Here is a 24,680-nt window from a genome sequence, read left to right as displayed (position 1 = left end):
TTAGCATGAATTTTAAGCAGTTAGTTATAGGCAGTATTTTCACCTTAAGCGCAGCCTTTGTAAGTGCAGAGACAGAGATTGCCGTGATCGACTTTCAGCGAGTATTGTTTCAATCTGTAGCTGCGCAAGATGCAACCCAAGCATTGCAGCCTGAAATTTCAGCGGTTAAACAGCGAATTGGCGAAATTGAAACACGTATCAATGCCTTGCAGAATGCACTAGAGATAGACGCAGAAACTCTGACAGAAGCTGATTTACTTGCAAAGCAAAATGAAATACAGCAATTAGTGAACGAACGAGCCAAGACAATTCAGTTTGGTCAGCAAAAGCAGAACAATTCTAGAAATGAGTTTGTTGCGGCTTATCAAGAACAGGTTCAAGAAGTGGTTGCTACTTTATCTAAAGCGCGCGGATTTAACCTTGTCATAGATCTTTCAACAGTTGTTTATATGGACGGAATGGCTAATATTACCGATGACGTTTTAGTCGCATTCGATAACCAATACAACGAAACCCGTACTGTTATTGAACCATAAACGAATTGGGTTAAAAAATTAGAATAAAGTAAAGGGGCAAACTGTGCATTTAGAGCAAGTATTGCAAGCGTTACCCACGTCGGTATCGTTGCCAGAGGGTGCGGAAACCATAGAAATTGAAGCTTTTGCCCCGCTTGATCAAGCAACAGTTGGCAGTATTAGCTTTTTGGCATCTGCTAAGTATCGACGTCAACTCGAAAACTGCCAAGCCAGTGCCGTTTTACTCACTGAAAAAGAGCTTGAAAACTGTCCCAACGGGGTAGTCGCTATTGTTGTTGATGACCCGTATTTGGCCTACGCCTATTTATCGCACCAGTTTGATAAAGCTCCAAAAGGCAGCCAAAACATACACCCAACCGCGGTAGTTCACCCTACGGCGACAATTGCAGAGAACGTTAGTATCGATGCATACGCCGTTATTGAAGCTGGTGCCGTCATAGCAAAGGATGCCCATATTGGTGCACATTGTGTGGTGGGTGAAGCCGTTGTTATAGGCGCGCACACTCGCTTACAGCCTAATGTGAGCCTTTTGCATCGGGTTGTTGTTGGCGCGCACTGTTTAATTCAAAGTGGAACTGTAATAGGTTCGAACGGCTTTGGTTATGCTCCTTTATCAAATGGAGCAGGCTGGCAGCCTATCGCCCAAAATGGTCGAGTTGTAATCGGTGATCATGTTGAAATTGGTGCTAATTGTACAATTGACCGTGGTGCCATCGAAGACACCATAATTAATGACCAAGTTATTATTGATAACTTAGTCCACCTAGCCCATAACGTGGTTATCGGGCGGGCGAGTGCTTTAGCTGGGCAAATCGGTATTGCGGGCAGCACAACCATCGGTGCTAATTGCAGTGCGGGTGGTCAAAGCGGTTTTACAGGGCACATCACCATTGCAGACAACAGCCATTTCACGGGTCAGGCGATGGTGACGAAAGGCACAACAGAAGCTGGACTATACTCATCGGGACTACCTGCCCAACCGAGCGGCATCTGGCGCAAAATGGTTGCTAGAATTCGCAAACTAGACGCCTTGTTTGAACGAGTCGATGCACTCGAAAAGCAAAATAAATAGGAACCTGTTATGAGCATAGAGCTACCGTTAAATATTGAAGCAATTAAAGAGTTGCTACCACATCGTTATCCATTTTTATTGTTGGATCGTGTCACCGAATATGTCGAAGGTGAAAGCATTAAAGGCTATAAGAATGTCTCGGCAAATGAGCAACTATTTCAGGGGCATTTCCCAGAAAATGCAATTTTCCCAGGCGTTTTAATTTGTGAAGCGATGGCTCAGCTGACGGCTGTATACGGTTTTTTATCTTCAGGGAATAGACCCGCCGACGGTTATTTATATTTATTTGCCGGGTTAGATAATGTGAAATTTAAGCGACCGGTAACGCCGGGCGATAAGCTTGAAATGGAAATTACATTTGTATCTGCACGTCGAGGAATGGTTAAGGTAACAGGCAAAGCAACTGTTGATGGTAACGTTGTCGCCAGTGCCGACATTCTATGTGCTGAACGTAAGGTTTAATTCATGATACATGCCACTGCCATAATTGATCCCAGTGCGAAAATAGGCGCGAACGTTACTATTGGTCCCTATACCATTATTGGTGCCGGGGTTGAAATTGGTGATGATTGTCATATTAGCCCGCATGTTGTTATCAATGGTCCGACAATTATTGGTAAACGTAACCGCATTTTTCAGTTCGCCAGTGTTGGCGAAGAGTGCCAAGATTTAAAGTACAAAGGTGAGAAAACGAAGTTAATTATTGGTGACGACAACACCATTCGTGAATTCACCACCTTGCATCGCGGCACCATTCAAGATTCGGAAGAAACACGCATTGGCAACCATAATTTATTTATGGCTTATACCCATGTGGCTCACGATTGCATCGTTGGCGATCACTGTATTCTTGCCAACGGTACACAGGTCGCAGGTCATTGCGTTATTGGTAACTACGCAATTTTGGGTGGTAATTCCGGTATCCATCAGTTTTGTCAAATCGGCGCTCATGCATTTGTAGGCACCGGTTCAACCGTATTAAAAGATATACCCGCTTATGTCACGGTTCAAGGTTTCCCAGCAAGCCCACATGGCATGAACATGGAAGGCTTGAAACGCCGCGGCTTCTCCCGCGAAGCCATGAAGGCACTGCGTCATGCCTATAAAGTGGTTTATCGTGAAGGTAACACCCTTAAAGAAGCTATGGCAGAGCTTGAAGCAATGGATCCAGTACTGCCAGAGGTTGAAGTATTCTTAGATTCAGTACGTAATTCCAAGCGAGGCATTGCCAGATAATGACACGCAAGTTACGCATCGCCATCGTTGCGGGTGAAGTCAGTGGCGACAATTTGGGTGCTGGGTTAATGATTGCGTTAAAAGATCAATACCCCAATATCGAGTTTGCCGGTATTGGCGGAGAGAATATGATCGCTCAAGGCTTTCAATCTCGTTACCCAATGGAACGGCTTTCGGTGATGGGCTTTTCTGAAGTTATAGGCCGGTTATTTGAACTGCTTAAAATTCGCAAAACTCTTCGGAATTGGGTTATCGATTGGCAGCCCGATGTCTTTATTGGCATTGATGCACCCGATTTCAATTTAGATTTAGAGCTGGCATTGAAACAGGCCGGAATTACCACAGTGCATTATGTCTCGCCTTCGGTTTGGGCATGGCGTCAAGGTCGAATTAAGAAAATTAAGAATGCGGTGAATCACATGCTGACTTTTTTACCGTTCGAAGCTGAGTTTTACCGACAGCATCAGGTACCTGTTTCGTTTATAGGTCATACCTTGGCAGACAAACTGCCACAAAAATCATTGACAGAGCTGCTTGTAGAGCAAGACGCAAAAACTAATAAAACCAAAACATTGGCCTTGTTGCCCGGATCGCGCAGCAGTGAAGTTGAAAAACTAGGCGCGCTGTTCTTACAAGTCGCCGCTGAAGTTAAAGCTCAGTTAGGCGAGTTAAATGTTGTCATTCCAACCCCGAATCGAGCGCGGACAGAACAAGTTCAAGCCATGCTGAATACCCATGATTATAAGCTAAACGTCGAGATATTAGAAAAGGGCAGTGACGAAGCGCTAACACGATCCGATGCGGTTTTAGTCGCATCCGGTACTGCAACCCTCCAAACTATGCTACTAAAAAAACCTATGGTCGTTGCCTACAAAATGAGTGCGATGAGCTTTGCCATTATCTCTCGTTTAGCAAAAACAAAATGGGTCTCTTTGCCTAATATTTTAGAGCAAGCCGATTGGATACCTGAACGATTACAAGATGATGCAACGGTGGCGCAGTTAAAAGTTGATGTGCTCGCAGCCTTAACTGATGAACATAAAATGACGGAGTTCTTAACCAAAGCCTGTTATTGGCACGAGCAGCTAGCGTTAAATGCAGATGAGCAAGCCGCCAAGGCAGTGTTGAGTCTAATTGAACTATGAACCAGGCAGGATTAGATTTTGCCAGCGCTGCCCGCATTATTGCCGGGGTAGATGAAGTAGGGCGGGGTCCACTCGCGGGTGATGTCGTAACAGCCGCAGTCATCTTAGATTCAAACAAGCCAATAATTGGGCTGAATGATTCTAAAAAGTTATCTGCAAAAAACAGGGCCGCCCTAGCAGAAGAAATAAAAGAAAAAGCACTGTGCTTTTTTATTGCACGCGCAAGTGTTGAAGAGATCGATACGCTCAATATATTGCAAGCCACTCTGTTAGCAATGACACGCGCTGTGCAAGGGTTGAGCGTACAGCCAAATTTTTGCCAAATAGACGGCAATAAAATACCCAAAGGCTTGCCTTGCCCCGCGGAAGCAATTGTTAAAGGTGATGGAAAAATAGCAGAAATATCAGCCGCTTCTATTATTGCAAAAGTTGCACGCGATCAGGAAATGATCGAGCTGCATGAGCGTCACCCAAATTATGGCTTCAACCAGCACAAAGGCTATGGCACCGCGAAACATCTAGCGGCCATTAAAAAATATGGCGTGATCGATGAGCACAGAAGAAGTTTTGCTCCGGTCCGAAACCAACTAAATTTAACGAGTTAAAAGTAAACTACTATGAATCAATTTGTGCATTTACGCGTTCACACAGAATATTCTTTAGTTGATGGCATTGTCAGAGTAAAACCATTGATTGGCGAAGTGGCAAAAACAGAAATGCCTGCTATCGCCATGACCGATATCACCAACTTTTTTGGGTTAGTTAAGTTTTATAACGCGGCCATTGGGTCAGGAGTTAAGCCAATACTGGGTGCTGACTTATGGATAGAGAACCCGACTGACCCTAAACAACCGTTTTTAATGCCGATCTTAGCTTCTAACGATAAAGGTTATCGCCACCTAACCGAAATTATTTCCGCGGCTTACCAACAGAATCAACATCATGATAAAGCGGTTGTTAAGCCAGAATGGCTGATGGAAAAAAACGAAGGTCTCATTGTTTTATCGGGTGCGCGTTCAGGTGATGTAGGCCAAGCATTTCGTCGAGGCAACCCAGAGCTAGCGGAAGAGCTAGCTAAAAAATGGCAAAGTGTATTTGGTGATCGTTACTATTTAGAGTTGCAACGAACCAACCGTGATCAAGATGAATTAGTGGTAAAAGCTAGCGTCATTTTGGCTAAAAAGCTGGCCATTCCTGTAGTAGCGACTAACGATGTTATGTTTTTAACCAAAGATGACTTCGACGCACATGAAGCACGAGTCTGTATTAACGAAGGTGTTGTCATTGACGACCCTAAGCGAACTCGACGCTACTCTGAAGAACAGTATTTGAAAACTACTGAAGAGATGAATGAACTATTCGCCGATATTCCTGAAGCCATAAAAAATAGTTTACACATTGCAACCCGCTGTAACGCAACTATTAGTTTAGGAGAATATTTCTTACCTGACTTTCCAGTGCCTGAAGGCACCACTATGGATGATTACTTTCGTAAGGTGAGCTTTGAAGGGCTAGATCGTCGTCTCGAACATATTCTCGATAAAACAGCCGAAGATTACAAAGCTCAATACCAAGTTTATATTGATCGCTTAGAGTTCGAACTCGATATCATTATTCAAATGGGCTTCCCAGGTTACTTCCTAATCGTAATGGACTTTATTCGCTGGGGTAAAGAAAACGGTGTACCTGTCGGCCCTGGCCGTGGTTCGGGTGCCGGTTCTTTGGTGGCTTATGTACTGGATATTACAGACCTAGACCCGCTGGAATATGATTTGCTCTTTGAGCGATTCCTTAACCCAGAACGTGTCTCCATGCCCGATTTCGACGTCGACTTCTGTATGGATGGGCGTGATCGTGTAATTCAATACGTGGCTGAAACCTATGGACGCCAAGCCGTATCGCAAATTGTCACCTTTGGTACCTTGGCAGCAAAAGCCGTAGTACGAGACGTTGCGCGTGTACAGGGCAAATCTTATGGCTTAGCCGATAGATTATCAAAGCTAATTCCACCAGACCCGGGTATGACGCTAGCCAAAGCGATTGGTGAAGTAAGCGAACTGAAAGAGTTTATCGCCGATGATGAAGAAGCCAGTGAGATTTGGGAAATGGCACTTAAACTCGAAGGTATTACTCGGCAAACAGGTAAGCACGCCGGCGGTGTTGTTATTGCGCCAACAAAGTTAACCGATTTTTCACCTTTGTTATGTGATGAAGACGGCAGTGGCTTAGTCACCCAATTCGATAAAAACGATGTTGAATCAGCAGGGTTGGTTAAGTTTGACTTTTTGGGTCTGCGAACCCTAACCATTATCGATTGGGCTTTAAAAATTATAAACCCGCGTTTAGAAGCTGCCGGTAAAGAAGCCATTGATATAGCCAAAATACCGTTAACGGATGAGGCTTCCTTTAAGTTATTAATGGATGTTAAGACCACCGCAGTCTTCCAGTTGGAATCACGCGGTATGAAAGATCTTATCGCACGGTTACAGCCAGATTGCTTAGAAGACATGATCGCCTTAGTGGCCTTATTCCGACCAGGTCCACTTCAATCGGGCATGGTTGATAACTTTATTAATCGAAAGCACGGTCGTGAAGAAGTCTCTTACCCAGATGCGCAATACCAACATGATTCATTGAAAGAAATTTTGACACCCACCTACGGTATTATTTTGTATCAGGAACAGGTGATGCAGATTGCTCAGGTACTTGCCGGTTATACACTCGGTGGCGCTGACATGCTGCGCCGTGCGATGGGTAAGAAAAAACCCGAAGAGATGGAAAAACAGCGCGAAATTTTCAAGCAGGGTGCTATTAACACCGGAGTCGACGGTGATCTAGCAATGAAAATTTTCGACTTGGTGGAAAAGTTTGCCGGTTACGGTTTTAACAAATCTCACTCAGCCGCCTATGCATTAGTGGCGTACCAAACGCTTTGGCTGAAAACGCATTACCCCGCTGCTTTTTTAGCGGCCACTATGTCATCGGAATTGCAAAACACCGAAAAAGTAGTGATCTTCATTGAAGATTGCCGAGGCATGAATATTGATGTGTTACCGCCAGATGTCAACGCAGGTGCTTATTACTTTACCGTTAATGAAAACGATCAAATAATCTATGGCTTAGGTGCCATTAAAGGTGTCGGCGAAGGTCCAGTTGAGGCCATTGTTAAGGCACGCAACAGTGGTGCTGCCTTTACAGATATATTTGATTTCTGCCAGCGTATCGACAGTAAAAAAGTTAACAAGCGTTCCATCGAGGCGCTGATCAAAGCAGGTGCATTAGACAATATTGGCCCTAACCGTTCAGTCATGCTTGCAGCGATGAATGACGCCATGAAAACTGCCGATCAATCCGCCGCCAATGCCGAAGCCGGTATGATGGATTTATTTGGTGAAATAGAAACCGAAGTTGAAAAAGATGTTTATGAACCCTACTTAGGTGTTCATGATGCACCCTTAAAAGTAAGACTAGCAGGCGAGAAAGAAACACTCGGCTTGTACTTAACTGGCCACCCCATTGATGAGTTTGAAAATGAAGTACGTCAAGTTGTATCGCTGCGTTTAGGTGAACTAGATGGCTCGGCGGAAGATTTAAAGCGAGCAAGGCGCGGTAACATCAAAACCATTGCAGGGTTAGTGATGGGGGTGCGTACAAGGCAAACACAAAAGGGCGATACCATGGGTATTGTCACTTTAGATGATCGCACCGGTCGAGTCGAAATGACTCTATTCGGTGAGCTTTATGCGCAATTTAAAGACGTGCTAGTACCCGACACAGTGGTGGTGGTAGAAGCTGAGCTCGGCTGGGACGATTATAATGACAGACCCCGTATTCGAGCGCAGCGCGTTTATACATTAGTTGATGCTCGGCAAGCTTTAATCAAAGGTGTTGAGTTTAAAACCGATACACAAAATGCTAGCGAATTTATGAAGAAAATTAAAACGTTAGTGAAGAGTGACTTAGCAGAAGATCAAGGCTGCGCAGTTTGGGTTAACTACCAAAATGAAACCGCAAATGGTCTCATTAAATTGGGTCCAAATTATCGTATACATTTGCAAGACGAAGTTTTGCATCAATTAAAGCAAGACTTTGGCGACGATGGCTATAAGTTTAGGTATCAATCGTAATGGCGAAAAATACTATTTTGATTGATTTTGACGGCGTGATTCGTCATTGGTCTAATGACGAGCTTGAATCCGTTGAGTCGAACCTAGGATTGGACGCAGGAACCTTGTATTCAGTCGCGTTTAAACGTGACTATTTGGTCCCTGCTATCACAGGAAAGATAAGTCATGAACAATGGCTTACTAACGTAGCTGCAAAGTTAACGGTGATGCATAATCCTGAAATTGCCGAGCAGTTAATAACGTGTTGGCGCTCTTTGAAATTTAAAATTGATCATGACTTTTTGGGTGAAATTAAATCCAGAGCGCCAGAAGCTAGCTTAGTACTCGTAACCAATGCGACCAGTCGCCTTCCTTTTGACTTGGTAAAGGCAAAGCTTAAAAGTGCTTTCGATTATGTAATCAATTCGTCTGATATAAAAGAAACTAAGCCAAATTCAGGATTTTTTAAGAAAACCTTGAGCATCATTCATCAGCCTGTCGATAATACCATCTATATAGATGATACTTTGGCGAATGTGGTGACCGCTCAAAGTATGGGTATTACCAGTATCCATCATTGCACCACGTTCGAAACGTTGACTTTTATTCAGTCCCATTTCGAATAAGAACGCCATTTTCGTTATAGCATTATGTTTTCAATACTTAAGATCAACGCCCGATACCGAAAAGTGTCTGGTGTTCAAACCTATCTGCTCCGCTGAGAGTGTTTTCACTGGATTGCCTACTAACTCTATGCTTTCTAAAGAGTTGAGACCCGCAAAGGTTTCAGGCTCAATCGTTTCGATTTTGTTATTACCTAATTGAAGGTGCTTTAAGTTAATTAAACCAGTAAAGGCTTCGTTGTTTATTGAGGTTACATAACTATTTCTTAAGTTAAGCCTAGTTAAGAAAGTTAGATTTGAAAAACTGCCTTTGCCAATGTTAGCTAAAATGCTGCCACTTAGATCCAGTTCAATTAAATTAGGAGTATTAACAAATAGAGCACCATTTAGAGATCTTATACTACTTTGAGATATATTTAGGTGGGTCAGGTTACCAAATGCTAGGTCTTCACTAGCTAACTTAAGTCCAGAGCCTTGGCTTAAATCTAATGTAATTAACTTTTTCAGGTGCGCAATAGATTTTAACAACTTTGTTGAATCTGACGGGTTGTGCCTTAAATTTAGATGTTCAAGTTTTTCTATACCAACAAAACTATCTTTCGCGATTTGTTGTATACCAACCGATTCCAAATTAAGAGTAGTTAGGTTGGGTAACGTGGAAAACACTTTAGGAGTTAAGCGTAAAATATCATTATCAGATAAATTGAGTTCTTTTAGACTATTGCTATACAAAAAACCACTATCCAATGACGAAATTTTGTTGTTTGAAAGATCGAGTATTTTCAAGCTCGGTAGTTGGTTTAGTATACGGCTGTTTAAGCTTTCTATATTGTTTTCACTGAGCACTAAAATCTCTAGTTTTGGAAGTAGTTTCATCGTGTCGATATCTAGTGTCGTAAACTCATTGTCGGAGAGGTCCAAGGACACAAGGTTATCTAAGCTACTAATTAATTGTCTATTCAAATGAGTTAAGCTGCCACCTGTTAACGTTAAACTCTCTACATTCTCAAGGCCGATCAACCTTTGATCAGAGAATTCTGTACTGTCTGAAACATTTAGTACTAGAGTTTTTAGGTTTACAAAACCGCCAAATGTCGTATTAGGAAATGAATTTATATAGGTGTCACCCATATCTAACTCAATGGTGTCCTTTAGGTATTGATCGCTTACATGAGAGCAGTCGTTTGCCCACAAAAGGCTGGTTAACACGTGGCCCGCATAGCCTCTTGTACACATATCAATATATTTAACGACTATATCACTATTATTTACTGATGAAATTCTGCTTGATTCGTTCATGCCTAGCAATTGATACGAGGTTTCCGATAAGTTATTACCTTGGAAATGAACTTCTTCAAGTTTAGAATTATGGACAAATATGTCAGTTGGTAGGTCTGAAATACTATTGTATTCAAGGCCGATAACCTTCAATTCTGAGAGATCATCAAACAATCCATATGGAACGCCTGTGATATTATTTTGATTTAAATTTAGTTCTTTTAGTTTAACTAGCCCAGAAAAAATATCTTTTGGTGAACTGGAACTGAAATTAAGCTGGTTTCCTTCCAAATTCAAGCTCAGCAATGTTTCCGCCCCTTCAAATGCATGAGGTGCTATGGATGTTAAACTTCCATTTTCAAGTGAAAGATACTCCAAGCTATTGAGTCCTAAAAATAGGCCGGTTGGAAATTTCTCTATCTTTAAACGAAACATTTCTAAAGTCGTTAGGCTTTCAAGTGGCCTAAATAGCCCAATAGGCAAATTATCTAATGACCTAAGTTCAAGTGATAGTTCTGTTAGTTGCTGTTGATAGTCAAATAAATCGATAGGTAGTGACTCTATTCGTTCATTTCCAATTGATAATCTTTTTAAGCTCTTCAATGGCTCAAAAACACCGCCCTCTAAGCGAGTAAAGCTTGCATCGCTTATTTCTAGAGACTCAAGATTTTCTAAACCAACGAATGCTTCTGTTGGGCGCATTGGCGATGTAGCGGTAGTAGAGTTACTGCCTCTCCTGATACCCGAATCTAAATTGCTTGAAAATTCTGACTTAGGGTTTGCAAGAGTCAAATTTTTTAAGCCAGTTAAGCCTTGCCAGGTATCGTAATCTAACTGACTTAAGTTTACATTCGAGGCCCAAATAGTAGTGATTTTTGCAAGCCTATACTTAAGGACCTTTTCACAACTTTCAGATTGAGTCTCATAAGTAATTTCTTTACCAATTACGCCTCTGTTACAAACATTTATGTAATTATCAGTGGTTGAACCCAGAGCATGGAAAGCAGTGAGTAGCGTAATTGTTAAGATTAAATATTTCATTTAGGGTAGCTCAAATTGATAAAGGTTAATTCTAACTGATTAGAATTAACCTTTACAGATGTTCTCTAGGTTAGGGTTCAATTTTAACTCAATGCGGTTAACAATAATGTGATAGAAATATAGCAACTATTTTTCTTTAATAAAAAGAAAGAAAACCAATCCGGGTGTTAATTGTCAGTACTGCTTAAAAGTTAAAAGCTTTATGTCTATGGGGTAAGCCAAGGGCTCACTAATTTAATATTGCCTTCATCAAAATCTATCGTGCATTGCACGCCTAACGGTGTCACTAACATTGGGTGAGTATGACAGCTGTCAAAGCCATCTAAAATGGGGATCATTTGCCCGTTGAGTACCTCTAAAAGCACATCGATAGGTGTGCGGTTTGAACCTGTATCATCGAAGAGTTCATGTTTGCCCTGTACTATTGCTGTTACTGCCACCGATTGTTGACATAATACAACGCACATCAGGATCACGAATTAGTTTGTTAAGCTCTTCGGCCCGCTCTTGAATTGAACCAGAGCGATAGAAGTCAGACTTGCCCGTTAAGCTCCCTTCAACTAGCTTAAACCCCTTGTTGGTTAAGTAGTTCTTAGCTCTTTGAAAACGATTAGGTGCAAATACGGTTGCCGGTGAAGACGGCGTAAAGAAGCCAATGGTGTCGCCAGGCATTAGTGGGGTGGGGAATATCACGCACTCTCCTTAGTGTTCTTGCAGGTTCTATAAGTATTTTTTATTCAAAAAAATAGCTAAACCGATATTACTCAGTTTAACTATTTATAGAAACGCTAACTTAACACACCAGGGTGTAAATATTTAAGCTTTCTCTAACGCTTGGCTGACATCTGCAATGATGTCATCTATGTGCTCTATGCCTACAGAGATACGGATTAAGTCTGAACTTACACCCGCAGCGGCAAGTTCTTCTTCGTTTAACTGTCGGTGGGTGGTCGAAGCAGGGTGGCAGGCTAATGATTTAGCATCACCAATGTTCACTAGGCGTAAGATCATCTGTAAAGCATCAATGAACTTAGTACCGGCTTCAATACCACCTTTAATACCAAAGCTTAAAACGCCTGAGGCTTTACCTGAGGTGATTTTTTGGCAAGCGGCATTGTATGGGCTATCTGGTAAGGCTGCGTAATTTACCCACTCAACTTTTTTATGTTTTTGTAGGTAGTCAGCCAGTTTCTCTGCGTTTTCACAATGACGATCCATTCGTAAACCAAGGGTTTCTAAGCCTTGTAGAATTTGGAATGAGTTCATTGGAGAAATAGCCGCGCCAGTGTTACGCAGTGGGCCAACACGGCAGCGGCCAATATAAGCAGCGGCGCCTAAGGCTTCAGTATAAACAACTCCGTGGTAAGCAGGGTCTGGCTCGTTTAAAACAGGGAAACGTGCTTTGTGTTTGGCCCAGTCAAATTTGCCCGAGTCTACAATGGCACCGCCAATAGAGGTACCGTGGCCACCAATGTACTTAGTTAACGAGTGCACAACAATATCAGCGCCTAGCTCAAAAGGGCGACACAAATAAGGTGTTGCAACCGTGTTATCTACAATTAGAGGGATGCCGTGCTTTTTAGCAATTTCTGCCAAGCGGACAATATCAACAATGTTCCCAGCAGGGTTACCGATAGACTCACAAAAAATAGCTTTTGTTTTTTCATCAATAGCTTTTTCAAAACCTTCGAAGTCATCATGGGAAAGCATGCGTGTTTCAATGCCTTGCCTAGGAAAGGCATGAGCAAATAAATTATACGTGCCGCCATAAAGTTGGCTAGTGCTTAAAATATTGTCACCCGCCTCACAAATGCATTGAATCGCGTAAGTAATAGCCGCCATACCTGAAGAGACACAAACAGCCGCGATACCGCCTTCCATTGCAGCAACGCGTTGCTCCAATACATCGGTGGTTGGGTTCATGATGCGGGTATAGATGTTTCCTGGCACTTTAAGGTCAAATAAATCAGCGCCGTGTTGCGTGTCATCAAATGTATAAGAGGTTGTTTGATAAATAGGAACAGCCGCGGCTTTAGTGGTGTCTTCGGATTTATATCCTTCATGCAGTGCAATTGACTCAAGCTTCATTGATTTGGTTTCCATGATTAGTGTTTTAGCTGAAGAGCGGAGTAACGGGGGCTTATATTAAGTAGATTCTGTTGCCAGCTCTTTTCTCGATAGTTACCTTCAAGTCAATACTGCCAGAATGGAGTGATTTATCAAATGATAATTATTTCTTAGCTTAGACTTAACAGAACAGAAGTATAGCTGCTCGCCGTATGGTCGTTAAACTTCGATTATATGGTTGCTAAATGGCCGATTTGTTGCAATATTCAAGGCAATTACTCATATATAAAATGGATTGTTTGGATCATGAAAGAGTTCGATGCATTATTGGCAATAGCACAACGTAAAGCGAACTTTGACCAGGGTGGCTCTTGGTCAAACGGTTCTGAAACGTATCTTGCTGAAATTAAAAATGAAGTCGACGAAGTTATTGAAGAAATACCTAAATCTCGGCCATGTTATTTGGAAGATGAATTAGGAGACATCCTTTGGGATTACCTGAATATTTTAACTGCGTTAGAAAAAGAAGTGGGTGTTGATACCAAAGCCGTTTTAGCGAGAGCTTGTCGTAAATATGAAGAAAGAATCTCCGGTATTGAATCCGGTCAAAAGTGGTCCGATGTTAAAGAAAAACAAAAAATAGCCCTCGCCAAAGAACATAGTGCCAATTCCTAAGTACAGCTCTGAGTTGTGACTCGGGCAAATGGCACATTCTTGCGAAACCCACGAAACATACTCACATAATAAATAGCCCAGTGTAGCCAATGGCAATTTATTTGGGGCATATTCAAAATATCACTTTAATATCTGGAAAAACATATATATGATATTTCGTATGTTTTGAAAGGTGTTGATATGTTGAAGCGAATCCTATTCTTATGTTCTGAAAACTCAGCTCGCTCGCAAATGGCTGAGGCCTTGGTTAATTCACTCTACAGTGATCAATACTTGGCTGTTTCTGCCGGAACAGAGCCTTCTCAAGTTGATGAACGGGCGTTACAGGCGATAGAGCAATTTGGCCTAGATGGCACGGCATTGCGTTCAAAGCCTGTTTCTGAGTTTGAGGGCCAGCATTTTGATTATACAATTACCCTATGTGATAAAGCGCAAAATGAGTGCCAAGCACGAAATTTTGGTGGGCGACACATGGCGTGGGACTTTCCCGATCCTAAAGCACGAAAATCTCTGAAACCTTTTGAGCTAACACTGAGCGAAATAAACGAACGCTTCAAAATGTTTAACCTGGTGCTTAGCAAAGAAAAATCCAGAGAACCCATCAATCCCTTACAGTTATTCAAATGTTTAGCCGAAGAAACACGCTTACTGAGCTTGTTATTGATACTTGATGAGGGTGAGCTTTGCGTTTGTGAGTTAACGGCTGCCTTAGAATTGTCTCAGCCTAAAATATCCCGTCATTTGGCCCAGTTAAGAGAGTTTGGTGTGTTGGCTGACCGTCGGCAAGGGCAGTGGGTCTTTTACCAAATAGATCCAACCTTACCCGATTGGGCTTACACCATCATAAAAGAAGCAAAACGTCGCAGTGTGATAAACCTTTCGCCCTATCGAGAGCGTATTTTAAACATGGGAGACCGACCCACACGAGCCAATCTTTGCTGCGCCTAGTGTGTTTAGTGTAAGCGTTAAAGGGTTTTTTTGTTTTGTATTTGAATACTTTTAAAACCTTATAGTAGGAGTGTATTCAGTGGGACTATTCGAGCGATTTCTATCGGTTTGGGTTGCATCGGCCATTGTTATTGGCGTTATTGTTGGTTTGCTATTTCCCGAGTTCATCCAGTTACTCGCCAGTGTTGAATTTGCACACGTGAATCTATTTGTGGCTATTTTAATTTGGGTGATGATTTTCCCAATGATGGTCCAGGTTGATTTCAGTTCAATAAAAAAAATAGCAGATAACCCTAAAGGATTAATGTTAACGCTGGTTATCAATTGGCTTATTAAGCCTTTCACCATGGCAGCTTTAGGCTGGTTATTCTTTCGTGTTGTTTTTGCACCATGGGTTCCTGTTGAGACTGCAAGCGAGTATATCGCCGGAATGATTTTACTCGGTGTTGCACCCTGTACCGCCATGGTTTTTGTTTGGAGTCAAATGACGAAGGGTGATCCCGCATACACCTTGGTCCAGGTCTCAGTTAATGATGTGGTTATGATCTTTGCCTTTGCACCTTTAACCGCGTTATTGCTGGGTGTGAGTGATGTCGTGATTCCTTGGCAAACGTTGATTATATCCGTAGGTTTATACGTTTTGTTGCCGCTGATTGCAGGTGTACTAACTCGACTCTATTTACAGAACCGACAGGGTGAGCAAGCGGTAAATGCTTTTCTAAATCGATTTAAACCATGGTCTGTTATTGGCTTATTAGCCACAGTGGTTTTATTGTTTGGTTTTCAAGCCACGACCATTTTAGCTAACCCACTGGCTATCGTTCTCATTGCTATTCCTTTATTGATTCAAACCTACAGTATTTTTGCCATTACTTACATGATCGCTAAAACGATGAAACTCCCCCATAACGTGGCTGCCCCCGCGAGCATGATTGGAACCTCTAATTTTTTCGAGTTAGCGGTAGCGGTCGCTATTTCTTTGTTTGGTTTGCACTCTGGTGCCGCGCTGGCGACAGTGGTTGGCGTGTTGGTAGAAGTGCCTGTGATGTTGAGCTTGGTTTGGTTTGTTAATAGAACGCGCCATTGGTTCTAAGGAGGCACTATGTTTGCCATATTTACACAATTTGCTGATTGGCTAACCTATACAATCTTAGGTTTGTCACCGGCAACAAAGTTAGGTGATGCCGTCCATTTTTTTATTGAAGACGTCACTAAAATTTACGCCTTATTAATTGTGATGATTTATGTCATTGCCTTATTACGTGCTTCATTAAACGTAGAGCAAGTTCGAGATTACTTAGCCGGAAAAAACCGAGGCATTGGTTATGTATTAGGTTCTGGTTTTGGTGCCATAACGCCATTTTGTTCTTGTTCCAGTATTCCGGTGTTTTTGGGGTTTACCTCAGCGGGTATTCCAGTAGGCATCACCATGTCTTTCTTACTGACCTCTCCGCTGATTAACGAAGTTGCCGTTTTATTGTTGATGAGCTTGTTGGGTTGGAAATTCACTGTGCTGTACGTTGTTATCGGTATGGCGGTTGGTATTTTAGGTGGTTTTTTCTTAGATGCCATCAAAGCTGAGCGCTGGTTGCAATCGTTCGCTGCCAAGGCGCTTGAGCAAGGTAAACAAAAAACACCAACGACCGCCGGGGCTGGCGCCTCTGCTGGTATGGCTTTATCGGAACGGCATCAATTTGCCAAAACGGAGTCTTTTGAAATATTCGCACGGGTTTGGAAATGGGTCATTATTGGTGTTGGTTTAGGCGCGGCATTACATGGTTTTGTGCCCGATGGTTGGATAGAGCAACACTTAGGTGATGGACAATGGTGGAGCGTACCGGCAGCCGTGTTATTAGGTATTCCATTATATTCCAACGCGACGGGTGTGATACCGGTGATGGAGAGCTTGATTGTTAATGGCTTACCCTTAGGAACCACCTTAGCTTTTTGCATGAGTACCGTTGCGGCAAGTTTCCCAGAATTTATTTTATTAAAACAGGTAATGCAGTGGCGATTACTGGCAACCCTATTCGGGTTACTTTTGGTCTCTTTTACCACGGTTGGTTGGTTGTTTAATTTCTTTTCCATTTATTTGTGAGGCTTATTATGAAAAATTTTATTGTTTTAGGCAGTGGTTGTAGTAAATGCGTGAAAACCGCAGAGCTCATTGAAAAATTATCCAAGGCGCAAGGGGCAGACGCCGAAGTTTCAAAAGAAACCAACCCAGAAGTTATTATGTCTTACGGGGTTATGAGTACACCGGCGATAGTTTTAGATGGCAAGCTCGTGCATTCCGGCTCTATGCCGACCAGCTCACAAATTAAAGAGTGGTTAGCATAGTTATGGCACATCCATTTGACTTAGCGCCCATGCCTGGACCGAGTGACTTTATTTTTATGCCTTGCCCGGGCACCAAAGGTGAACCTTTATCGGACTCCTTGGCGCAAATTAAAGCCGCCGGTGCCGTTGGTGTTGTTTCGATGCTATCGGATGAAGAGCTTGAGTTTTTACAGGTGCCAAGTTTTGGCGAAGCCTGTAAGGCTTTGAATTTAAGCTGGTATCAACTGCCCGTTGAAGATGATTGCGCACCGGAAACAGCATTTTTTGAAGCATTTGATCACCATAAAAAGGCTTTAATGGCACACATGGACGCAGGTGAGACTCTGGCGATTCATTGCCGCGGCGGCACAGGGCGGACAGGTTTAATGGCCGCTATATTGTTGTTAGAAAGAAACCAGACGTGGCCCGATGTTAAGGCCAGTATTCAGAGCGTTCGCCCTAAAGCATTGACCTTAACGCCACATGTTGAATATTTAAAAACACATTACAAACTTTGAGGTTGATATGACGATAAAAGTAGGGATAAACGGGTTCGGTCGTATGGGTCGATTGGCACTACGAGCGGCCATGGATTGGGATGATGTTGAATTTATTCAGGTGAATGACCCCGCCGCCAATGCCGAAACCTTGGCGCACTTATTAACCTTCGATTCTGTACATGGTCGTTGGCACCACGACGCGGTGGCACAAGGTGACTCGATGCTTATCAATGGAAGCCAAATTCGCTGTAGCCAAAATAAAACCATCGACGAAACAGATTGGTCAGGCTGCGATGTGGTCATTGACGCCAGCGGCAAAATGAAAACCAAAGCGCTGCTACAAGCCTACCTAGACCAAGGTGTAAAGCGCGTCTTAGTGACCGCGCCGGTAAAAGAAGAGGGTGTGCTGAATGTGGTCATGGGTGTGAATGATGATTTGTACGATAAAACTCAACACTGCATTGTGACCGCCGCCTCTTGTACCACCAACTGCTTAGCGCCCGTGGTTAAAGTGATTCAAGAAAAAATTGGCATAAAGCACGGTTCAATGACCACGATCCACAACATAACTAACACGCAAACTATTATAGATGCACCCCATAAAGATTTACGCCGAGCGCGTTCTTGTGGCACCAGTTTAATACCCACTACCACAGGTTCAGCCACTGCAATTACGCATATATTCCCAGAGTTAAAAGGTAAATTAAATGGCCATGCGGTTCGAGTGCCACTTACCAATGCCTCGTTAACCGATTGCGTATTTGAAGTAAACCGAGCCGTCACCGCAGAAGAAGTAAACCAATTATTAAAAGACGCCGCAGAAGGTGAGTTGAAGGGTATTTTGGGTTACGAAGAGCGGCCTTTAGTGTCTATCGATTATAAAACCGACCCACGTTCAAGCATTGTTGATGCGTTATCGACCATGGTGGTCAACGATACTCAGGTTAAAATTTATGCCTGGTACGATAATGAATGGGGTTATTCAAACCGCGTTGCCGAACTGATGCGTAAAATTGGCTTAGCCGATAAGGACTAACAGCAAATGACTTGGCTTGCGAATTTGTCACCGAAACTGCGCCAATATTTACTAATCACCGGAAACTATTGGGCCTTTACCCTAACAGACGGTGCGTTAAGAATGCTGGTGGTGCTGTATTTTTACGGCCTAGGCTACAGCCCGTTTGATATTGCCATGCTGTTCGTTTTTTACGAAATTTTTGGTGTGGTCACCAACTTAGTTGGTGGTTGGCTCGGTGCGCGATTGGGGCTAAACAAAACCATGAACATTGGTTTGTTTTTGCAAATAGCCTCGCTCGCCATGCTATTGGTTCCGGCAGACTTACTCGTTGTGCCCTGGGTGATGGCTGCGCAAGCCATATCGGGTATAGCCAAAGATCTGAATAAAATGAGCGCTAAAAGCTCCATTAAAATGTTGGTGCCAGGTGATGCCCAAAGCCAGCTTTATAAATGGATCGCCATTTTAACCGGCTCTAAAAATGCACTCAAAGGCATTGGCTTTTTTATGGGCGGCGCACTGTTAGCCTTATTCGGCTTTAGGAATGCCATACTTATAATGGCCGTTCTATTAAGTTTGGTTTGGCTAGTAAGCTTGGTTAAATTGAAAAAAGATATTGGTAAATCGAAAGCTAAGCCTAAGTTCATCGAGATATTCTCAAAGAGCAAAGCCATCAATGTGTTATCCGCCGCACGGTTATTTTTGTTTGGCGCACGTGATGTTTGGTTTGTAGTTGCTTTACCCGTTTACCTAAGTGCCACATTTGGTTGGAGCCACTTTTACGTAGGTGGCTTCTTAGCCATTTGGGTGATCGGCTACGGTTTTATACAAGGCATTGCCCCGAAAATAACAGGCACTGCCCAAGGGCAAACCCCCGATGGCAAACACGCGCTTATGTGGGCGCTATTGTTGAGTGCAATACCAGCGCTTATTGCCATGTCGTTAGTGTTTGAATGGCACGACAAAGCATCGCTTATTATCGGCCTGCTTATATTTGGCGGCATATTCGCCGTAAACTCCTCATTGCACAGCTTTTTAATTGTCAGCTATTCCGGTGAAGATGGCGTTTCATTAGATGTTGGCTTTTACTACATGGCCAACGCCATGGGCCGGCTTATTGGTACCGTACTTTCCGGTTGGTTATATCAAAATTACGGTTTAACCGCTTGCTTGTGGTTTTCGACCGGCTTTGTGGCCTTAGCTGCACTGCTGTCTATCGCATTACCACGGCATAAGGCTATTGCGACTTAACCGACCCACACATAAATTTTCCAAATTACAGTGATTAGATCATTGATCCAATGAATTATAATCGCCTTCACATAGATGGAAGCTTGCATTAATAAAGTAATAGCTTGAGACGTATAACACCGAATATTGATGGATTATAAGTCGCCGCGACGCATTTACTGGGTAACTAGGTCGCCGCGACCCTTTTGCAAAAAATCCAAATTATTTCTGTTCGGTCAATATATATACATCTTTTTAAAATCAATAACTTAGCGAGATATATATCCAAGGAAATAGCGTCGCAGCGGCGCTTTAGTCGGGTTACTAAATTGACAATGTAAGCGGAAGGCTACAGTATGTTTGGGTTTTAGAAATAATTGAGGAAAGAGGCTTCGTATAAAGCGTCTTTCGGGTATATACGTCGCTGAGACGTTTAATAAAATGTTATGTCTTCTTCATGGAATGAGTGTATGTCTATAGAAATAGTTCAACATCAGATTAAACTTTTTGTTAGTTCACCAACTCCTGAAGTCATGGGTATAAAAGGGGCATGGGGAGTTGGCAAAACTTATAGTTGGAAAAAATATTTATCTGAGTATAAATCTGAAAATGTAATAGCTTTACCTAAGTACTCGTATGTTTCTCTGTTTGGTATAAATTCTCTAGATTCATTTAAATATGCAATTTTTGAAAACACTGTAAAAAGGGACTTGGTCGGCACTGAAGCTAGTATTGATACCTTTAAGGAGAATACTGCAGGAATAGCGGATTCCTTCACTCGAAAATCATTTAACTTCTTTAAAGAAGCCCCTTTCATTAAAAACTTTAGCTCAACAATTGAGTCGCTTTCATTCTTATCTATTACTGAAACCCTAATATGCATCGATGACCTAGAGAGAAAAGGCAAAGGATTAGATATTAAAGATTTACTAGGTTTAATCTCATTACTTAAAGAACAAAAAAGATGCAAAATTGTCATTTTGTTGAATGATGGTGAAGATGGCTTAGATGATTATTTTAAATACCGAGAAAAGGTAATTGATTTAGAGCTTGAGTTTTCTCCTTCACCACGAGAGTGTGCTGAGATTGCTTTTGAAGGAGACAGTTATGAAGTTGAGCATTTAAGAGATTTTTCAGAAAAGTTAAATATTAAGAATATTCGAGTATTAAAAAAAATAGAAAGACTAGTATCTTTAGCTACTCCTGTTCTTAACGGACTCGAAGTTGAGGTGACTCACCAAGTTATACATACTTTGGTTCTATTTTCATGGGCTTATTACTGTTCCGAAGGTAACGATGAAATACCGAGTTTTGACCTCGTAACAAGAACTTCATATAGCTCATACGGTATCGGGGGCAAGAAGGATGAAGATGAGAAGAGCAAAAAGTGGAAAGTCCTGCTGCATGAATATGGATATGGAATTACTGATGAATTAGATCTTGTTTTAGCCAAGGCTGTAGAAACAGGTTACATAGTAGAAAACAACCTTAGAGAAAAGGCTGAAATAAAAAACTCGCAAGTTTTGGCGTCTAAATCTGAAAATTCATTTACCAAGGCTTGGGAGTTATACCATCATAATTTCGACAATAATCAGGATGAAGTAGTTAAAGCTCTCTATGAAAGCTTAATCGTAAATGCTAAGCATATCTCACCAATGAATTTAAATGGTACTGTTACCCTTTTTAGGGAGCTTGGTGAAGATGAAAAAGCAAGCGATGCTATTGATAAATACATTGAAAGTAGAAAAGAAACACCAAATTTATTTAATCTCAATGACTTTATGAGTAATCCATTTGCTGGAGATGTAACTGATTCAGAAATTAAAGAAAAATTTGCTGATAAATTTAAAGAAATTGTTATTGATGAATCTGCAAAATCTGTTTTAGCTAGAGTTTCGAAGCAAAATGGCTGGAATGACAAGGATATAACGATTCTAGCGAGTACGTCAGTTGAAGGTTTTTATGAAATATTTAAAGAAACTAAAGGGATTGATTTGTCTCTCTATGTGGAGAGCTGTTTGAAACTGGGGAATTATGCGTCTAAAGACGGAGAACCCAGCTCTCTATTAACTAATTCAGTTTCGGCCTTAAAAAAAATCGCAAGTGAAAGTGATATTAACAAACGACGAGTCAAGAAGTTTGGTATTGAAATAGATGGCTAGGTAACCTGCATTGAAGACATAACAAGGCCTTTAAACGGAACAAAAACAGTTGGCTTACAAGTATAGCCAACTATTTTTGTCCGCTTAAGGCGGCGTTAAACGGCAAAGGAAATGTGCAAACCTAAGGCTATAGAAGATATTAGTGTCGATGACTTAAAAGCTCATCGTTGGTGTTTCTACCAAAACGACGATGAGGGTATCGATGCATTTGAATATATTATTCCTGATAATCACCCTGAATTTTCAGAGCATATTGTGGAAATAGAGCTGTCAGTGTTTGAGTTTTCAAATAGCAAAGTTGTATTCGGATTCTATGACGGTTCAGAAGCATTCAACATAATTTCGGGTGATGAATGGTATTCTTTTTGGTACGGTGTAGCTGAGCCATCACAAGAAGATCTTGATAGGTTTAAATTGTTTATTGAATGCAATGGTTTAGAACTTCCAGTACTAGCAACAGCAAAATGGTCGGGCACCACTAGAACCTATAGTGGCATCCAATATATAAACAGGAGTGGTGAAACGATTGAAAAAGCCATTTAACAAGGCGCTCAAGCAAGGACGTGCTAACGCACGCCGCTTAGCTTTGCGTTAGAATAGGAGAATTGAATTTTGGATTGTTTGGCTGAACTACTAATTGAAATAAGTGATGTTGATGTTCAGAGAAGAGTAGAAAATTTGTGGTCTCAAGCAAGTATATCATTAGAGGAATTCATTCTTCCAATAGATCAGGCTTTCCAAGATCATAGAAAAATACCTTCATTGTTTTTGCAACCTCTTTCCGCTTATGAAAACGGAAATTCTGCATTCTATAAATTTGAGCTATTCCTAGACGACGAGAACGTTGCAAAACAAGTTAGCGATTTATTAGTTGAATTAGATCCCGTTCTTGCACATTGGATCATAGTGCATGACTTTGATGGATGGGGGTGGTTTCTCGGTGGCACCACTGATCGAACTTACTTTCAATACTATGATAGCGTTTCCGCTTCAAAAAACGAGTACCTGTCTTGGATTAAAGAAGTACCGAAAGGAGTGCATATAGGAATATTTTCCAATGAAAGAGCCAATTGTAGATATAGAGCTGATTATAGAGTTTTTAAAGACTTCATATTGGATAAAGATATTGACACTTTTTTTTCAAAGTTAGAAAAATATAAATCGCAAGATAATATTTCTGATTTTATCTTAAGCTTTATCAGTCCAGTCGATCGTAAGTGTGATGGCGAACATATTAGTAAATTGATCCTGTTAATTCAAGATGATTTTGAGAGATTTAGCTTGATGCTTGACGACACTATTAAAGAGGCTCCGGGTTACATAAAGGATAGAGATCACACGCAACACTTACCAAATAAAATTTTGACGCAAGGTGGTGAAGTTTTACTTGAGCGCATTGATGGTGAATTGTATGCACCCCTCCATGAATTCTAACAAACACGGGTTGCGGACTCGTGACCTCACCGTAACCGAAAGACGTTAAGTCTTAATCCCGTATAGAAATATGCCTTAGATTTGGTCGTTAAAATGAAATTGGTAGAGAGCTACTTAAGAACGTTAGAGCAAGAAAATGGTTTTAGTGGCGCAGCATTGATATCTCTTTGTGGAGAAATTATTTCTGTTAACGGCTATGGTTATGCAAACTATGAGCATTTAGTTAGAAATACTCCTAAATCAAAATTCTGTATAGCATCTATTTCAAAGCAATTTACTGCGGCAGCGATTTATATACTTATTGAAAAAGGGCATCTTAAATCAGATGACACAATAGCTGATTATCTTCCAAATTTGCCTGCAACTTGGAGACCGGTAATAATCAATCAGCTGTTATCGCATACTTCAGGTATACCTGATTATGTGGGCTTTGTGGATTGGCGCTCCACAGGAAAGTACCTACATAGCCCACTTGAAATAGTAGGGTTGGTAAGCGAAAAAGCATTGGATTTTAGTCCTGGCTCAAAGTTCAGCTACTGTGGAACAGGCTATCTGTTGTTAGGCATGCTTATCGAGGCAGTTTCCGGTGTATCGTATTCTGAATTTCTTCAAAAAAACATTTTTGATAGGTTGGCCCTAAATGATACAGGCGTTCTTCCCAGTAGTCGGCTATTGCCACATCGAGCTTATGGATATGAAGTCATTGCGGGCAGTATTGAAAATGAGGACGGCTTTGACATGAGTTTTGCTTTTGCAGCTGGTAATCTATATTCCACTGTTGAAGATCTCCATTGTTGGAGCAAAGCATTTTTTTCAGGAAAAGTTGTTTCTGATGCAAGCCTCCAAAAAATGATGACGCCTACGTCGGTTTTTTCTGAGTATGGCAGTGGTCTAGAAATAGGGCTATTTAGAAATAGGCCAGTTATTGGCCATAAAGGTGGAATTGGAAATTTCTCTTCTATTATTCAAAACTTTACGAGTGACGATTTGAAAGTCATTGTTCTTAGCAACGTTGAAACAATAAATCTACCGAAATTAGACGAAATGGCACTAAAATTAGCAGACTTGGTATTGGGATAAATTTACAGCAATGCCGAAGTAAGTCTTAACAAGCGCATGTTGTCGGATTGGTTTTCCGCTGCGCTCCAAGTCAACCGCAAATGCGAACGTTCAGGCTGTATAAAAACCTCCAAAACCTTTATTAATTGGTTTAAAATGGCGTAACTCAAACGGAGTTTGTTTATGCCAAAATTCATTCCTTATGATTTTAACCAAAGCTCCATGGTCGTGATT

At 41.6% G+C, this 24,680-nt stretch carries 24 protein-coding genes and 1 pseudogene; 21 read left to right on the top strand and 4 right to left on the bottom strand.

The genetic code is table 11. The features are described 5' to 3' along the window. Positions 1-5 precede the first annotated feature (5 nt). From ACI882_RS05990 to ACI882_RS05955, 8 genes are read left to right on the top strand one after another with little or no spacing between them, the layout of a single operon-like run. On the top strand, positions 6-536 hold the full coding sequence (locus ACI882_RS05990; protein WP_411745490.1) for an OmpH family outer membrane protein: 531 nt from the start codon (positions 6-8) through the stop codon (positions 534-536). Between the two features lie 43 nt (positions 537-579). Continuing rightward, the gene (lpxD, locus tag ACI882_RS05985; protein ID WP_411745489.1) at positions 580-1,608 is read left to right on the top strand and encodes a UDP-3-O-(3-hydroxymyristoyl)glucosamine N-acyltransferase; all 1,029 of its coding nucleotides are present in this window, start codon (positions 580-582) and stop codon (positions 1,606-1,608) included. A 9-nt stretch (positions 1,609-1,617) separates the two neighbouring features. Continuing rightward, complete coding sequence (fabZ, locus tag ACI882_RS05980; protein WP_411745488.1) at positions 1,618-2,070, top strand: 3-hydroxyacyl-ACP dehydratase FabZ; 453 nt, start codon at positions 1,618-1,620, stop codon at positions 2,068-2,070. 3 nt (positions 2,071-2,073) lie between these two features. Continuing rightward, positions 2,074-2,844 (top strand): acyl-ACP--UDP-N-acetylglucosamine O-acyltransferase, encoded by a 771-nt coding sequence (lpxA, locus tag ACI882_RS05975; RefSeq protein WP_411745487.1) that lies wholly within the window; start codon positions 2,074-2,076, stop codon positions 2,842-2,844. After that, positions 2,844-3,989, top strand: a complete 1,146-nt coding sequence (lpxB, locus tag ACI882_RS05970) for a lipid-A-disaccharide synthase (protein WP_411745486.1) — start codon at positions 2,844-2,846, stop codon at positions 3,987-3,989. The genes lpxA and lpxB overlap by 1 nt, the downstream gene beginning before the upstream one ends. Then, positions 3,986-4,594, top strand: coding sequence for a ribonuclease HII (rnhB, locus tag ACI882_RS05965; protein ID WP_411745485.1), 609 nt, complete (start codon positions 3,986-3,988; stop codon positions 4,592-4,594). Before lpxB ends, rnhB begins: the two co-directional genes overlap by 4 nt. A 12-nt stretch (positions 4,595-4,606) precedes the next feature. Further along, positions 4,607-8,116 (top strand): DNA polymerase III subunit alpha, encoded by a 3,510-nt coding sequence (dnaE, locus tag ACI882_RS05960; protein WP_411746342.1) that lies wholly within the window; start codon positions 4,607-4,609, stop codon positions 8,114-8,116. Beyond that, on the top strand, positions 8,116-8,721 hold the full coding sequence (locus tag ACI882_RS05955; protein ID WP_411745829.1) for an HAD family hydrolase: 606 nt from the start codon (positions 8,116-8,118) through the stop codon (positions 8,719-8,721). The genes dnaE and ACI882_RS05955 overlap by 1 nt, the downstream gene beginning before the upstream one ends. A gap of 30 nt (positions 8,722-8,751) precedes the next feature. Here ACI882_RS05955 and ACI882_RS05950 read toward each other — a convergent pair whose 3' ends face one another. The 4 genes from ACI882_RS05950 to ACI882_RS05935 form a co-directional block, all read right to left on the bottom strand. Continuing rightward, complete coding sequence (locus ACI882_RS05950) at positions 8,752-11,037, bottom strand: leucine-rich repeat domain-containing protein (protein WP_411746343.1); 2,286 nt, start codon at positions 11,035-11,037, stop codon at positions 8,752-8,754. Between the two features lie 206 nt (positions 11,038-11,243). Continuing rightward, positions 11,244-11,477, bottom strand: a complete 234-nt coding sequence (locus ACI882_RS05945) for a hypothetical protein (protein WP_411746344.1) — start codon at positions 11,475-11,477, stop codon at positions 11,244-11,246. Beyond that, the gene (locus ACI882_RS05940; protein WP_411746345.1) at positions 11,443-11,730 is read right to left on the bottom strand and encodes an LD-carboxypeptidase; all 288 of its coding nucleotides are present in this window, start codon (positions 11,728-11,730) and stop codon (positions 11,443-11,445) included. The genes ACI882_RS05945 and ACI882_RS05940 overlap by 35 nt, the downstream gene beginning before the upstream one ends. Positions 11,731-11,853: 123 nt before the next feature. Next, positions 11,854-13,125 carry an O-acetylhomoserine aminocarboxypropyltransferase/cysteine synthase family protein gene (locus ACI882_RS05935; protein ID WP_411746346.1) on the bottom strand — a complete coding sequence of 424 codons (1,272 nt, stop codon included), beginning with the start codon at positions 13,123-13,125 and terminating at the stop codon, positions 11,854-11,856. A gap of 285 nt (positions 13,126-13,410) precedes the next feature. Between ACI882_RS05935 and ACI882_RS05930 the strand changes: the two genes are divergently transcribed. The 13 genes and pseudogenes from ACI882_RS05930 (at position 13,411) to ACI882_RS05870 (ending at position 24,467) form a co-directional block, all read left to right on the top strand. Continuing rightward, positions 13,411-13,779 (top strand): MazG nucleotide pyrophosphohydrolase domain-containing protein, encoded by a 369-nt coding sequence (locus ACI882_RS05930; RefSeq protein ID WP_411746347.1) that lies wholly within the window; start codon positions 13,411-13,413, stop codon positions 13,777-13,779. Between the two features lie 180 nt (positions 13,780-13,959). Further along, positions 13,960-14,328 (top strand): annotated as a pseudogene (locus ACI882_RS05925) (arsenate reductase ArsC); the annotation flags it as partial. Positions 14,329-14,337: 9 nt separating this feature from the next. After that, complete coding sequence (locus ACI882_RS05920) at positions 14,338-14,727, top strand: metalloregulator ArsR/SmtB family transcription factor (protein ID WP_411746358.1); 390 nt, start codon at positions 14,338-14,340, stop codon at positions 14,725-14,727. A 79-nt stretch (positions 14,728-14,806) separates the two neighbouring features. Further along, entirely contained in the window at positions 14,807-15,820 is a 1,014-nt protein-coding gene (gene arsB, locus ACI882_RS05915) for an ACR3 family arsenite efflux transporter (protein ID WP_411746348.1), read from the top strand. A 9-nt stretch (positions 15,821-15,829) separates the two neighbouring features. After that, positions 15,830-16,825 carry a permease gene (locus ACI882_RS05910; protein WP_411746349.1) on the top strand — a complete coding sequence of 332 codons (996 nt, stop codon included), beginning with the start codon at positions 15,830-15,832 and terminating at the stop codon, positions 16,823-16,825. 8 nt (positions 16,826-16,833) lie between these two features. After that, complete coding sequence (locus ACI882_RS05905; protein ID WP_411746350.1) at positions 16,834-17,067, top strand: thioredoxin family protein; 234 nt, start codon at positions 16,834-16,836, stop codon at positions 17,065-17,067. Between the two features lie 2 nt (positions 17,068-17,069). Beyond that, a complete protein-coding gene (locus ACI882_RS05900) occupies positions 17,070-17,564 on the top strand; it encodes a protein phosphatase (RefSeq protein WP_411746351.1) in 495 nt (164 codons plus the stop codon). Positions 17,565-17,571: 7 nt separating this feature from the next. Continuing rightward, positions 17,572-18,582: an ArsJ-associated glyceraldehyde-3-phosphate dehydrogenase gene (locus ACI882_RS05895; RefSeq protein ID WP_411746352.1), complete on the top strand. Its 1,011-nt coding sequence runs from the start codon at positions 17,572-17,574 to the stop codon at positions 18,580-18,582. A 6-nt stretch (positions 18,583-18,588) separates the two neighbouring features. Further along, a complete protein-coding gene (arsJ, locus tag ACI882_RS05890) occupies positions 18,589-19,812 on the top strand; it encodes an organoarsenical effux MFS transporter ArsJ (RefSeq protein WP_411746353.1) in 1,224 nt (407 codons plus the stop codon). Between the two features lie 449 nt (positions 19,813-20,261). Next, positions 20,262-21,953, top strand: coding sequence for a P-loop NTPase fold protein (locus ACI882_RS05885; RefSeq protein ID WP_411746354.1), 1,692 nt, complete (start codon positions 20,262-20,264; stop codon positions 21,951-21,953). Positions 21,954-22,064: 111 nt separating this feature from the next. Beyond that, positions 22,065-22,496 carry a hypothetical protein gene (locus ACI882_RS05880; protein ID WP_411746355.1) on the top strand — a complete coding sequence of 144 codons (432 nt, stop codon included), beginning with the start codon at positions 22,065-22,067 and terminating at the stop codon, positions 22,494-22,496. Between the two features lie 78 nt (positions 22,497-22,574). Then, positions 22,575-23,387, top strand: coding sequence for a hypothetical protein (locus ACI882_RS05875; RefSeq protein WP_411746356.1), 813 nt, complete (start codon positions 22,575-22,577; stop codon positions 23,385-23,387). Positions 23,388-23,480: 93 nt separating this feature from the next. Beyond that, on the top strand, positions 23,481-24,467 hold the full coding sequence (locus ACI882_RS05870) for a serine hydrolase domain-containing protein (RefSeq protein ID WP_411746357.1): 987 nt from the start codon (positions 23,481-23,483) through the stop codon (positions 24,465-24,467). Positions 24,468-24,680 lie beyond the last annotated feature (213 nt).

Source organism: Reinekea sp. (genome assembly GCF_046710285.1).
GTDB lineage: Bacteria > Pseudomonadota > Gammaproteobacteria > Pseudomonadales > Natronospirillaceae > Reinekea.
The sequence above is the reverse complement of the archived record's forward strand: the minus strand, read 5'-3'. Positions and strand labels throughout refer to the sequence as shown.